Origin of the sequence: Phormidesmis priestleyi BC1401, assembly GCF_001650195.1 — a bacterium.
Taxonomy (GTDB): Bacteria; Cyanobacteriota; Cyanobacteriia; order Leptolyngbyales; family Leptolyngbyaceae; genus Phormidesmis_A; species Phormidesmis_A priestleyi_B.
Map to the genome: position 1 here is coordinate 20697 of NZ_LXYR01000050.1, position 13531 is coordinate 34227.

The window sequence follows — 13531 nt, forward strand, 5'->3', positions numbered from 1 at the left end:
TTTGTTTCGATGAATTCAGCTAGCCGTTTTTCTAAGTTTTGGTGCTTATTGGCTGGCAGCACCTTGGCAGTCTTACTGTGCCCCTCCAATCCAGTTAAAGCTCAAACCGTTCTCCCATCGGTTCCAGGACTCAACTTTCAAACCAGTGGACCTTCTCGCAGCGCGGGGGTCGGCGACTGGTATACCACCAACGAGGCGGGCAAAACTGGGGGATATCAACGCCATCGGTTCTTCGTTAACATTACACAGGCTGACATCACCGCTGCGGGTGGCAGCCTCACCATCTCGATCATTGATGCCGGAAGCGGTGGACCTCGCGATGAGGTAGACGGCAACCCGATCGGAACCGGGGGGGCTAACCCCGACCCAACACGCTTTCAGCTTCTCGGTCCAACCGGAGCAGTAATCAGCACTCAGATCCCTCCCAATGGCACTCCTACCTCTCCCTCAAATATTAGCTTTCCACCCATCACCGTTCCTGGGGTTTACACCATCACCAGCGAGACGGGTGCAGATCCGATTTTAGGGATTGCGACCACCAATCTCAACAACGACGATAACGGCTTTCAAATCTCAATCCCAGGGGTCACTAACCTGCTGATCGGGCAGCTTCTGAGCACCTTTCAGCAAAATACAGGTGGAGCCATCACGGTTCCGTTTTACGCATTTGTTCCTCCAGGCACCACAAACCTGTTTTTTCGCAACTTTGATCTAGACGACGGTGGAACAGTGTCTTATACCAGCCCAACGGGAGTGGTCACGGCTGGAACTGGCTCAGGTAATGCAGTTTGGAATAATGGCGGCGATCTCAACAACGGCGGCGATAGCGTCCCGGTAGCGGGTCTTGAAAATTCAGGCATCTGGACGGTAACGCTGAGTAACTACACCTCAAACAACCAAACGCTGCTGCAAGCCAACCTCGGCACAACGCCAGGAACTCCAATTCCCTTATTCGATAGGCGACCTACTAGAGCCGGAAACTTCACGATTACCCCTGATACGACGCGTGCAACCTCGATCGGAACTGCGGTTGATCATCCGTTTACCGTCACGAATAACTTCTTTACCTCCGATCTGGTCAACTTGACTCTAGCGGGTACCAATGGCAATTACACGGCGGTCTTACTTAACTCAGCCGGAAATCCGCTTCCTGACACCGATGGCAATGGGGTGCCAGACACCGGAACTCTTGCACCGGGGCAGACGGGCAGCTTTATTCTGCGGGTGACTCCCAACCCAGGCGCACCGCCTCAAGATGTCACACAGATTAACGCGACTTCGTTTCTAGATACTCGCATTCGGCAACAGTCTAATTCTCCAGCACCGACTCCGCAGGTTGTCACCAAAACGACGACTATCACCGCAGGATCGGGCACGATCGGCGATCTCGTTTTCAACGATCCCAACGGCAATGGCATTCAAGATCCGGGTGATACCGGAGTTGCAGGAGTGACTCTAACCCTATCGGGGACGGATACCAACAACAATCCGGTTAACCAAACGATCGTCACCAATGCTGCCGGAAATTATCAATTCACTACTCTTAATCCAGGAACCTACACTGTCACAGCAACGCCGCCACCGGGCTTTATTGCCACGAATCCCAATCCGCGAACGGTGACGCTCGCCGCAGGGCAGAGCATTCTCACGGCAGATTTTGGGATTCGGCAGCGTCCAGGCACGATTGGGGATCTGGTCTTCAATGATCTCAACGGTAATGGCACTCAAGATCCCGGAGAGACCGGAATCGCTGGAGCCACCGTCACCCTGAGAGACTCAGCCGGAACCGTCTTAGGAACCCTTGTTACTGATGCCAACGGCAACTATCAGTTCACTAATGTGCCACCGGGGAATAATTACACGGTCACGGTCACGCCTCCCGCTGGGTTCTCAAATACGACCCCCCTGGTGCAGACGATCGCGACCCTAAATCCCGGTCAAGATGTGCCGACGGCTGACTTTGGGTTCAGGCAACTTCCCGGTACGATCGGAGATTTTGTCTTTAATGATGTCAACAACAACGGCGTTCAAGATCCCGGCGAAACGACCGGAATTAGTGGAGTCACGCTGACTCTCCGAAACCAGGCAGGAACTGTAGTCGCAACCACAACTACGAACGCAAGCGGAAACTACCAGTTCCCCAATGTTACTCCTGGCAATTACACCGTCACCGCCACGCCTCCACCTGGCTCTAGAGTCACCACGCCTACGCCCATCTCAGTCACTCTCGGTTCTGGTCAAGCCATTAACACAGCAGACTTTGGGCTTTTTGTCCAAACAGGCACATTGGGCGATCGTGTCTTTAACGACTTTGACAACAACGGCATTCAAAACGGCACAGAACCCGGTCTAGCAGGAGTCACGGTCAATCTGACAGGTACGGATATTAACGGCAATGCTGTTACCCGGACTACGACCACTAGTGCGACGGGAACTTACAGCTTTACGGGTCTGCCCGCGTCAAATGCTGTCGGCTACACGGTCACGATTATCCCCCCGGCTGGCTTCACGCCGACGACTCCGACAGGCACACCGAGTTTAAGTCAAACGGTAGTGTTTCCGGCAGGTGCCAATATTGACACCGTAGACTTTGGAGTCAGACAACCTCCAGTTACGATCAGCAACCTAGTCTTCCGAGATGATGTCGGTGACGGCAATCCAGCCGGAAAACCAGGCTTTCCAAACGTACCCGTTTCGCTCCGCGATCCAGCCGGAAATATCGTCGCGACGACGACCACGAATGCAGCAGGTAACTTCACCTTTGCCAACCTGCCGCCCGGAATTGCCTATACCGTAGTGGTAACCCCTCCAGCCGGGTTTACAACCACCACTTCTAACCCACAAGGAATTCCGCCAGGACAAGCGCCCCCACCAGGAACAATAAACCCGATCGGGCTGCAAACAGCACCGGGCACGATCGGAAGACTCGTCTTTAATGACCTCAACGGCAATGGCGTTCCTGACCCCGGTGAACCTGGAATTGGGGGAGCGATCGTCACGTTGAGAAACGCCGCCGGGGTTGTCATCGGAACGACTACCACCGATGCCAACGGTAGCTACAGCTTCGTGAATGTGCCACCTGGAAACTACACAGTGACGGTCACGCCGTTAGGAGGTGCCAACGCCACTACGCCAATCACGCTTCCAGTGACGCTAGGCGCAAGGCAATCGGTCTTGACTGCTAACTTTGGCTTTACGATCGGCGGTCAAGGGCTGCGTTTGGTGAAGCGAATTACCAACGTGACTCGCAACGGTGCATCTATTCCTGGAATTGACTTTAATGCCGTTCAAGATGACCCCTCAACGCTGAACGATAACGCCCCCGGATGGGCACAAATTCCGCTTCGAGGGCAAATTAGAGTCACGGGAGGTCAAATTCGCACCGGAGACGAAGTGACCTACACGGTCTACTTCCTATCGGATGGGGCAACCCCCGCGTTTGGCACTAACCTTTGTGACCAAATTCCGACGGGCACTGGCTTGGTCGCCAACACCGCGCAGATTCAGCGGAACAACACCGCCCCAACATTAGGAGGCACTTCGTTCTCGCCGTTAGCTCCCCTCCCTGCCGGAAACGCCTGCCAAAATCAGACCAATCCCACCGGTTCTGTGATTTTTGGGCTGGGCGACCTTCCCAACACCGCAGGCAACAACTTTGGTTTTGTGCGCTTCCGCGTCAGAATCAATTGAAGACTGTTGCCGCCACGGATCTATGCCCCATCGCTATCTGCTGTTCTATAAACCCTTTGACGTTCTCAGCCAGTTTACTGATAACAGTCAGCCGCCGCGATCGACGTTAAAAGACTATGTGCCCGTCCGATCGGTTTATCCGGTAGGTCGGTTAGATCACGATAGCGAGGGGCTGATGATGCTAACCGATCATGGAGCGCTACAGCATCGGCTCAGTGACCCAAAGTTTCAGCATCCTCGCACTTATTGGGTTCAAGTTGAGCACGTTCCTAGCGAGGCAGATTTAGAACCACTGCGTCGAGGCATTCAGATTCAGGGTTATCACACGCGTCCTGCTCACGTCGCGCTATTGGATCAGGAACCTGATTTGCCGCCGCGTGATCCGCCGATTCGTGTTCGCAAAAATATCCCGACGTGTTGGTTAGAAATCACGCTGACCGAAGGACACAACCGCCAAATTAGACGCATGACGGCAGCGATCGGGTTTCCGACATTAAGACTCGTGAGGGTGGCGATTTCTCACCTGCGCTTAGAAGGGCTTCAGCCTGGTCAGTGGCGAGATTTGACTGCTGTAGAGTTAGCGCCTTTGTTAGGTGAGATGCGATCGTCAAATCCTCGAATTTCGAGTTGAAGGGATATTAACGAAATTGGGTTCTGAGTTCTCGCAACATCTGGCTCGTGCCTTGGGCGATCGCTTGCTGCACGAGGCGCGGAATCAGATCAATCAGGGATAAATCGGGAAAGGTGGGACTGGTCGAGGATTCCACATATCGATCGCCCTCTAGCAGATAAATCTTGAGCTTGTGATTGCGGTAGACCCAGATTTCGGGGACGCGCATGGCTTGATAAGCGCTAACGGCTGTAACGGAAGTCACGTCGGCTTCGATGGCGAGGTCGGGAGGTGGATAGTCGTCTAGATCTAGGTCAGTGCAGCCTTGAACCCGATCGGCGTTTTGAATATACAGACAGGTATCAGGCTCCACGCCAGCAATCTCAGGGCGCTTGAGAGTAGTAGAGCCAAAGTCTTCCCAGTTACGTTCGTGGATATCAAGGATGGCTTTGACAATATCGGAAATGATGCGGTGGGGGCGTTCGTGAATGGCAAGGGGCGACATGATTTCTAGAGTGCCTCGGTAGTATGCGATGCGAGTGTTGCGCTTTTCGCCTAGCTCGATTAGCAGCGTCTCAAAGTCTGCCCACGATAGGTTACGAATGCTGACTGTGCTTCCGGGAGTTAGCTCGATCGCGTTGATGGGAATGGTGAGAGTCATGATGTAAACCAGTTTTCTACTTAGATGTTTTGAAAATTGGCAAGTCGATTAGATAGCGGCTCATCAGTTAATATCTCATCCTAGAGAAAGATCGCACACTGGGTTGCTTCTCTTGCAGAGAGAGTCCTCATACCCCTGGAGCCAAGACTCATTCGATTTCTTTTTTTGATGTCCTATTACGATCGTTCGCTTGTAGCTGGGACTTTGAGATGAACCAAGGCTTTTTGCAACACACTGGGCTTCACGCTCAACCAGACTTGATTGCGATCATCCTCTGTATATCCCACTACGACTGCACCGATAGGTGTATCAAGGTCGGGATACATCTCTGAGGTCATATCTCCACTATCCACAAAATCGGTAATCTGAACGATGCCTCGTACTGCATCATCGCCAATGTTTACGAAAATTCCAAACGGTGCATGATGATCAACCGTGCCATGAATCAGTTCCCCTAACCGATACTTTGCTTTGACCTGACTCCAGAAGTGATCACTCATTGCATTACCTCGGTTTTAAAACTCTAGGATATTGATTCAAGATAGAAAACAAATCACGAGGAACGGGCAATTCGACTTGTTCCCCACCTTGATACGGTCTTTCGAGTGGCTTGAAATACCGATCGTAAACTGCTAAATCGATTGTAACTTCTAGAATTCCGTCTTTATAGTACCGATGATAGTCTTCAGCTAAACTCCTGCTATTCGACGCCGCAAAGTAACATTTTCCGTCAGCATTTGGAGGATGACAGGGAAAATCAGCAGGTTGAAACCCCTGCTCCATGAGTTGCTCTCCCTTCCCCTTTTGGGTTGCCTTGTAAATCGTGATGGTCTGCTGCTTGTCCAAGTCAAACGAAATCAGTTTCAGAGAAAAAGGTATTCGTTATCTTAACCGCAAACACAAAGTAAATAATTCCTAAACCCCCGCTACTGATGCGACATAATTTCAAGATCTAGCAAGAAATTTACATGCGGCACCGACACAAATAGCCCAAACGATAGCCATATTCGAGATTAGAAGAATTAAGTTCTGATTGAGAGGAACACTGGATGTTTGAATTTGAGCGTAGAAAAGGCAGCATAAGATAAGAGGTAGTAAGCAAACAAAGCCACCAACAGAAAGCTTTAAGTTTTTAGCCGATGATCTCTTTAACATGTCACTAATTGCTTCGCCCAACAAGGCAACCGCTACAATGAGTAGCTCTCCTCTAGATGACACTGCTCGAATAACGCCGTCGAAACCTGGTTCTAGATGTTTGCCTGTCATCAATGCACCAATATATGTAAACAACATTGGAAATAACGCAAGGCATACTGAAGTTAGACTCCACTGGAGTAAATTCTCGATTACTCCTTTAGGAAGAAAGCGTTTGGTTCTAGCAGGCATTACAAGGTTCGCCCCATTGTTTCATTTTTTACTAAGAGTAATTATATCTGGTATCTTTAGCTCTAGCCAACTCTGCTAATAAGAATAACCAATCCACATTTCATCGAGAAGTTAAATTTGTATCGACTTTAATGAGTCTCAATCGCGTGTTACACCAGAGTAATCTTAAGATACTGTCAACACGACTGATGATGCTCAAGAGAAAGTTCGCCTGCTAAAGGGCTATACTGAGTAGCGATCGTCCCCCCACCCAAAGAGACGATCGCCACTCAATCACTCCTCGTTTTCAACGCTCTCAGCTTGTTGACGCGACTTACTTCCCGCCAACGCGATCGCCATTGCATCTACAACCCGCGACACCGGAATCACCTCCATTCCCGGCACATCTGAATAGGAACCTTTGGGCACGATCGCGCGTTTGAATCCCAGTTTTGCCGCTTCTTTGAGTCGCAATTCCATTTGAGACACCGATCGGACTTGTCCGCCTAAGCCGACTTCTCCGATCACGACGGTTTGAGGATCGATCGAGCGATCGCGAAAACTCGCTGCGACTGCGACTGCGATGCCCAAATCTGCCGCAGGTTCGCCCACGCTCAAACCGCCCGAAGACGAGACGTAAGCATCCAATTTCGAGAGCGGAATGCCGACTCGTTTTTCGAGCACTGCCAAGATTTGCAGCAGTCGATTATATTCGATGCCCGTGGTCGATCGGCGCGGAGAACTATAGCTTGTCGCACTCACTAGCGCTTGCAGTTCCACTACGATCGGGCGGGTTCCCTCACAGGCGACGATGGTTGCTGTTCCTGGTGTGGCTTCTTCTCGGTTGCCCAAAAATAGCTCTGACGGATTGAGCACTTCCTGCAAACCCTGATCGACCATTTCAAATACGCCGATTTCATGAGTCGCGCCGAAACGATTCTTAACAGAACGTAACAAACGGTGACTTGCAAAGCGATCGCCCTCAAAATACAGCACTGTATCGACGAGGTGTTCGAGCACTTTAGGCCCGGCGATCGCGCCTTCTTTGGTGACGTGCCCGACAATAAACAGCGTGATGTTTTGCCGCTTGGCGACTTGCATCAGCACAGATGTACATTCTCGAACCTGAGCGACCGAACCCGGAGCCGAACTCAGCGAACTGTAGTAAAGCGCCTGAATGCTATCAATCACGGCAACCGTGGGCTTTAACGCTTCCAACTCGACGAGGATTGTATCTAGATCGGTTTCGGGCAGCAGATAGAGATCGGCATCGGTGGCGATCGAGGGTTGAGGCGATGCAGATTCTAGTGATTCTTCATCGACATCATCGGCGACGGCTTGTTTGCCGATGCCTAAGCGTTGCGCTCTCAGTTTGACTTGTTGCCCCGATTCCTCAGCGCACACATAGAGAGTCCGGTATCGCGTGGCAAGTCGATTGGCGGTTTGCAGCAGCAGCGTCGATTTTCCGATCCCCGGATCGCCGCCGATCAAGACCAGCGAACCCGGCACAATTCCGCCGCCGAGAACCCGATCGAGTTCAATATATCCAGACGACAGGCGAGACTGAGGATGATCGGTGATTTGAGGTAAAGTCAGCGACGAAACCGCCCGTGTTGGGGCGTTGCGGGTCGAGGTGCTGCTTTTACCATTGGTTCTCCGGTGAGCAACTTGACCGATTGTAGTGGATGAAGTCGTCGATCGTGCCACCTGCTCTTCTAAAGAATTCCAAGCTGCACAGGACGGGCAACGACCAAAATATTGGGGAGATTCTGCCCCACATTGGTTACAAACAAAGTGCGATCGCAGTTTTGGCATTACAAGAATTAGCTGTTATATTCCTTCACAAAGTCGGCAATCGTTAAGAAACTCGGAAAATGAGTGATGGTGAGGCTTTGACGAACTGAAAATCATGAAGTGAGTTACTATCTTAATGATAAAGTACAAAAAATTAACGATCAGAGATTTGACCTAGGGAGCGTTAGAAAAGTTGGAAAACCATAAAGAAAAAATATTAGTGGTCGATGACGAGGCAAGCATTCGCCGCATCCTTGAAACTCGTCTTTCAATGATCGGGTATGATGTCGTCACCGCTGCCGATGGCGAAGAGGCACTCGAAACCTTCCGCAACTCTGAGCCTGATCTCGTCGTTCTAGATGTGATGATGCCTAAGCTCGACGGCTACGGCGTTTGTCAAGAACTGCGAAAAGAATCGGACGTGCCGATCATCATGCTGACTGCTCTGGGAGATGTCGCCGATCGCATCACAGGTTTAGAGCTAGGCGCAGATGATTATGTGGTCAAACCCTTCTCTCCTAAAGAGCTAGAAGCCCGAATTCGCTCGGTTTTGCGTCGAGTTGAGAAAACAGGCGCACCCGGAATTCCGAGTTCTGGCGTAATTCACGTCAACACGATTCGGATTGATACCAACAAGCGCCAGGTGTATAAGGGCGATGAGCGCATTCGGCTGACTGGCATGGAATTCAGCCTGTTAGAACTGTTGGTCAGTCGGTCGGGAGAGCCATTCTCTCGATCGGAGATTCTCCAAGAAGTGTGGGGCTACACTCCCGAACGTCACGTTGACACCCGCGTGGTAGACGTTCATATTTCTCGCCTCCGCGCCAAGCTAGAAGACGATCCCAGCAATCCAGAATTAATTTTAACCGCGAGAGGAACGGGCTATCTCTTTCAACGCATTCTTGAGCCGGGTGAAGTTGAGTAATCCCTGAATCTGAGTTTTGAGCTTTTGGAACTCAAAACTCTTGAGCATTTGAGGGCAGCAAAACCCCTTGACGCACAGTTGATGCAGGAAGAAGCGAGTCGAGTAAATCTCTGTGGGCAAATTTAGTGCGTGAGTAGGTTTTACACTCTAGAACTTCCTCTTGCTAATGCTCATTCATCCTCTGACAGATTTGCGATGATTCCTATGGTTTGCGAATGTAGCCCCATTTGCCGTCAATCATCACTCGCGCTAGTCCTCCGGTAAACGAGCCAGCGTCGTCAAATTGAGGCGCGATCGCCAATTTACCACTCCTATCGATATAGCCCCACTGGTTGCCGATTTTGACGGGTGCAAATCCTTCTGAAAAGTCGGATGCAAAATCAAATTTGGCAGCGATCGCTACTCCACCCGTTTGATCGATATATCCCCACTGATTCCCGACTTGAACGAGTGCAAATCCGTCAGAAAAATCAGAGGCAAAGTCAAATTTGGGGGGCACGATCGCGGCTCCGGTTGAGTTGATATAGCCCCACTTGTCCCCGACTCTGACGCGCCCGATCGCTTGAGAAAAGTTAAACGCACCATCAAATTGAGGCTTCACGACCAGCTTGCCCGTTTTGTTGATGTAGCCCCAGCGATTTTGGATTCTGACGGGAGCAAGATTTTCAGAAAATTTCCAGGAGTCGTCAAACGCTGGCTCGATCGCGATTCGACCCGCGCGATCGACGTATCCATATTTTCGATCAATTTTAACGGCTGCCAATCCTTGAGAAAAGCTTGACGCTAACTCAAACTCTGGATTGATGACCACTTTACCCTGTGAATTGATAAAGCCGTAGTGATTTCCAATTCTGACGGCGGCTAACCCTTCTAGAAACTGCGAAGCTCCTTCAAACCGAGGATTGATTGCCACGTTTCCGGTTTTGTCAATGTAGCCGTAATTGCTGCCCACTCTGGCGATCGCTAACCCCTCCGAGAACGGCGAATAGCTCTCAAACTCGACTTGAGGGGTGACAACGACTTTGCCCGTCCGATCGATGTATCTAAACTGATCGCCGATTCGTACTAAAGCAAACCCTTCTGAAAAGTTGGAGGCACTGTCGAACTGATGCTCGATCGCCAAGTTTTTAATCAGCTTTGCAAACGGTTGCGGATTCGATGGAGCAATCTGTTTAGGTGAAGCCTTTAATGGCTGACTCGACGGAATTAGAACAGCAAGCAACACGATCGCGGGAATGGCGCGTTGCCAAAAATGAATTGACATAGGAAATAATCCGATGCGCGAATATCCGTTTAGTGTAGCGATCGCTTCTCAAACTGTTGTCAGCCAATCAGCATATTATCCAATCCAGTTTGCAGCTTGATTCCTTGAATTGAGTAATCTAATAACTGCATTGGGTGCAGCACCGGAACGACTTTACCCTGAAGCTGTAGATGTTTAGAAATCTGCACAAAGCAGCCAATATTTGCCGACGCAATGAGTTGCGCTCCTGTGTTGGTCAAATTTTCGACCTTTTGTTGTCCCAACTCATCGGCGATATGAGGGTGCAGAATGTTATAAACTCCAGCACTGCCACAGCAAAGAGCCGCGTCGATCGGTTCTCGCAACTGCACGCCCGGAATCTGCTTTAACAGTTGACGGGGCTGAATGCTAATCTTCTGTCCGTGCAGCATGTGGCAGGCATCTTGATAGACCATCACCAACGGCTGATCTTGCAGGGGCGAAAGTTTGGCAGTTAGTCCAACCGCCGCTAAAAATTCCTGCACGTCTTTGACTTTGCTGACAAATTCCTTTGCTTTTGGGTGATAGTGCGGGTCATCTTGCAAAATGTGCGCGTATTCTTTGAGCGTGTGACCACAGCCCGACGCATTGATCAAAATAGCATCGACTTCGCTATCTGCAAACGCATCAATCATCTGACGGGCAAAGGTTTTGGTCTGTTCTTCTTGCCCCTGGTGATGAGACAGTGCGCCGCAGCAGCCTTGAATTTGAGGCACCACAATCTCGCATCCGTTTGCCGTCAACACGCGAACGGTCGCATCATTCACCGCTGGATTAAACAATCGCTGCACGCAGCCCAAAATCATGCCGACGCGATAGCGTTTTTGTCCCTGTGCTGGAACTAGAGCAGGAATCGTATCGTGAAATGCCCCTGCCGGAATCTTGGGCAGCACTGACTCCATTGCGGCGATTTGGGGTGACACTTGCTTGAGGAAGCCCAGCGATCGCACCAACCTCTGCAAGCCCGATTTTTGATAAAGCCCCAAAGGACGCAGCAGCACGCGCATCCGATCGGGGTAGGGAAACACCGAGAAAATCAATTGTCTGAGCAGTTTTTCAGGCAGCGGACGCGAATGATTGCGCTCAACTTGCAGGCGAGTTGCCGTGATCAGCTTGTCATATTGCACTCCAGAGGGGCAAGCTGTCACACAGGCAAGACACCCCAAACACGAATCAAAGTGCTGCACGGTTGCCGGAGAAAGCGGAATTTCGCCCTCATTCACGCCGTCCATTAGATAAATCCGACCTCTGGGCGAATCGGTTTCTTTGCCGATCACCCGATAGCTAGGGCACGTAGACAAGCAAAACCCACAGTGAACGCACGAATCGATCAGCGTTGGGTCAGGGGGATGCTTGGGATCAAATCCAAGAAACTGGTGTGCCGCCGATTCAACAGGAGTAATCGGATTTTCTGATGTTTGCATAATTTAGATTCCACCGACAAAGCGACGAGGACTCAACAGAGAGTTTGGATCAAACTGGGTTTTAATCGTTTGCATCAGATCCAAAGCACTTCCAGCGTAGCCCCAAACATCAATTTGTTGCTTAAAGGGAATTGGGGCTTGCAGAATCGAGAGATAGCCGCCAGTAGCTTGGCAGAGCGATCGCAGTTCCTGAATCATAAACGTCCGAGTTTCGCTGCTTAGAACCAACTGACCCACCCCACTCCCTAGATGAACCACGGCTCCAGCCGTTTGAGACAACTGCTCAATTTGGGTGAGCACCGCGATCGCCTCTGACGGTTTGACTCCGATTTTGCACACGATCGAGTCCGTTTCACCCACCATTTTTTCTCCCAATCGTCGCCATAGATCCGCCTCACTGGTGTCTGGATAGAGTTGTGATGAGAGTCCAAATGCGGCACCGACTTCGAGCGATCGAGCCGCCTGTTCTTTCACGCTTTCAGCAATGGCTTGAAACCGAATCAACAGCCCCATCTCTTTACCTAACTCTAAATCAGACATAGTTTGGGCAGAGAGAGCCTCGATCGCTGTCGGAGTCAGCGCCGAACTTAACAGCGTTTGGGCGGCTTGCGCCAATGAGTCTCGGTGCCCACTCAACACCACTGTCTGAGAAGCGTGAGAAATGGGATAGACCCGTAACGTCACTTGCGTAATGATGCCGAGGGTTCCATACGCTCCGGTCAGCAGTTTCATCAAGTCATATCCGGCGACATTCTTCACAACCCGTCCGCCCGCCTTGACGATTTGCCCGTCACTACGAACGAATGAAATGCCTAGAATCATGTCGCGAATGCTGCTGTAGCGGTGTCGCATCGCTCCCGTATCTGCCGTCGAGATAATGCCCCCTAACGTCGCCTCGTCAGGGTAATGAGGATCGATCGCCAAAAACTGCCCCGACTTTCTCAAGAGGTCTTGCAGATCAGAGAACTTGATTCCAGCTTCAGCCGTAACGGTTAAGTCTCCGATCGCGTGATCGACTAGTCGATTCAGTCGCTCAGCGCTAATCACCAAATCGACCCCCTTAACCAACCCGCCCCAGTGCAGTTTGCTTCTTCTGCCACACGGCAACACCCGCAGCCTCTGCTGAGCAGCATAGACCATCACTGCCGCTAACTCTTCTGGCGTGCTGGGGTAAACCAAATGAGAAGGGGGACTACCGGGCATCATGGCTTGCAACATTGGCGATCGTTGAGCCTCAGTCAACGTGTCCCAAGCACAAACGCCTGCGACTCCAACAATACTCTCTAAAACTTGGGCAACAGCTTTCATGTGTGACGCAGTTCACTGCAAAGGGTGAGAAAACAGATTGACTCTACTTAGTGTTAATGAGAGAAAAAATTCCTGACTTGGAGAGAGTTGACCCTTAAAGATCCTAGCAGGTAGGGAATAATACCCTTGCGCTCACTAGAGATTCTGTGAGAACTCAATCCCTGCTCAATTACTTCTAAGGAGATTTCCTTCAAAAAATTTACCCACCTGCCTCCGATGAGAGTTCTGAACGTCAAAGTCCTACAGGATGGGGGATTTAGGGGGCTTTTCAAGATTGGTAACTTCTTTCCTATAAATCTCCTAGGCTCTCGATTATAGAGTGCCATTGCTCCTCCCTTTTGCGTTATCCATAAATCATTAGCGATGCAACTCACCGAATTACCGGAATGGAGGGCTGGGGAACCCTTAAAGCCCCTGTCTTTTAAGCATGGGGATGTAAAAGGGGTTCCCGCGTGGCGGTCACGCCACAGAG

10 protein-coding genes are annotated in these 13531 nt (G+C 50.8%); 3 read left to right on the top strand and 7 right to left on the bottom strand.

Annotation, left to right across the window (positions count from 1 at the left end; translation table 11 throughout):
- The first annotated feature begins 9 nt into the window (after nt 1-9).
- Nucleotides 10-3690 (top strand): SdrD B-like domain-containing protein, encoded by a 3681-nt coding sequence (locus A8707_RS20365; protein ID WP_068819042.1) that lies wholly within the window; start codon nt 10-12, stop codon nt 3688-3690.
- 22 nt (nt 3691-3712) lie between these two features.
- On the top strand, nt 3713-4321 hold the full coding sequence (locus A8707_RS20370) for a pseudouridine synthase (RefSeq protein ID WP_068819043.1): 609 nt from the start codon (nt 3713-3715) through the stop codon (nt 4319-4321).
- Between the two features lie 7 nt (nt 4322-4328).
- Here the strand turns inward: A8707_RS20370 and A8707_RS20375 are convergent, their stop codons facing one another.
- The 4 genes from A8707_RS20375 to radA all read right to left on the bottom strand — a co-directional run bounded on the left by A8707_RS20375 (nt 4329) and on the right by radA (nt 8141).
- Nucleotides 4329-4961 (bottom strand): Uma2 family endonuclease, encoded by a 633-nt coding sequence (locus tag A8707_RS20375; protein WP_068819044.1) that lies wholly within the window; start codon nt 4959-4961, stop codon nt 4329-4331.
- 176 nt (nt 4962-5137) lie between these two features.
- Nucleotides 5138-5461, bottom strand: a complete 324-nt coding sequence (locus A8707_RS20380) for an RNA-binding protein (RefSeq protein ID WP_068819045.1) — start codon at nt 5459-5461, stop codon at nt 5138-5140.
- A 445-nt stretch (nt 5462-5906) separates the two neighbouring features.
- Nucleotides 5907-6347, bottom strand: coding sequence for a hypothetical protein (locus A8707_RS20390; protein WP_068819047.1), 441 nt, complete (start codon nt 6345-6347; stop codon nt 5907-5909).
- A gap of 273 nt (nt 6348-6620) precedes the next feature.
- On the bottom strand, nt 6621-8141 hold the full coding sequence (radA, locus tag A8707_RS20395; protein WP_068819048.1) for a DNA repair protein RadA: 1521 nt from the start codon (nt 8139-8141) through the stop codon (nt 6621-6623).
- Nucleotides 8142-8313: 172 nt separating this feature from the next.
- On the opposite strand from radA, the gene rpaB reads away from it, so the two are divergent.
- Entirely contained in the window at nt 8314-9045 is a 732-nt protein-coding gene (gene rpaB / locus A8707_RS20400) for a response regulator transcription factor RpaB (RefSeq protein ID WP_068819049.1), read from the top strand.
- Nucleotides 9046-9247: 202 nt separating this feature from the next.
- Here rpaB and A8707_RS20405 read toward each other — a convergent pair whose 3' ends face one another.
- From A8707_RS20405 to A8707_RS20415, 3 genes are read right to left on the bottom strand one after another with little or no spacing between them, the layout of a single operon-like run.
- The gene (locus A8707_RS20405) at nt 9248-10309 is read right to left on the bottom strand and encodes a WG repeat-containing protein (RefSeq protein ID WP_068819050.1); all 1062 of its coding nucleotides are present in this window, start codon (nt 10307-10309) and stop codon (nt 9248-9250) included.
- Between the two features lie 59 nt (nt 10310-10368).
- A complete protein-coding gene (locus tag A8707_RS20410) occupies nt 10369-11751 on the bottom strand; it encodes a (Fe-S)-binding protein (protein WP_068819051.1) in 1383 nt (460 codons plus the stop codon).
- Between the two features lie 3 nt (nt 11752-11754).
- Nucleotides 11755-13059 (bottom strand): FAD-binding oxidoreductase, encoded by a 1305-nt coding sequence (locus tag A8707_RS20415; RefSeq protein WP_068819052.1) that lies wholly within the window; start codon nt 13057-13059, stop codon nt 11755-11757.
- Nucleotides 13060-13531 lie beyond the last annotated feature (472 nt).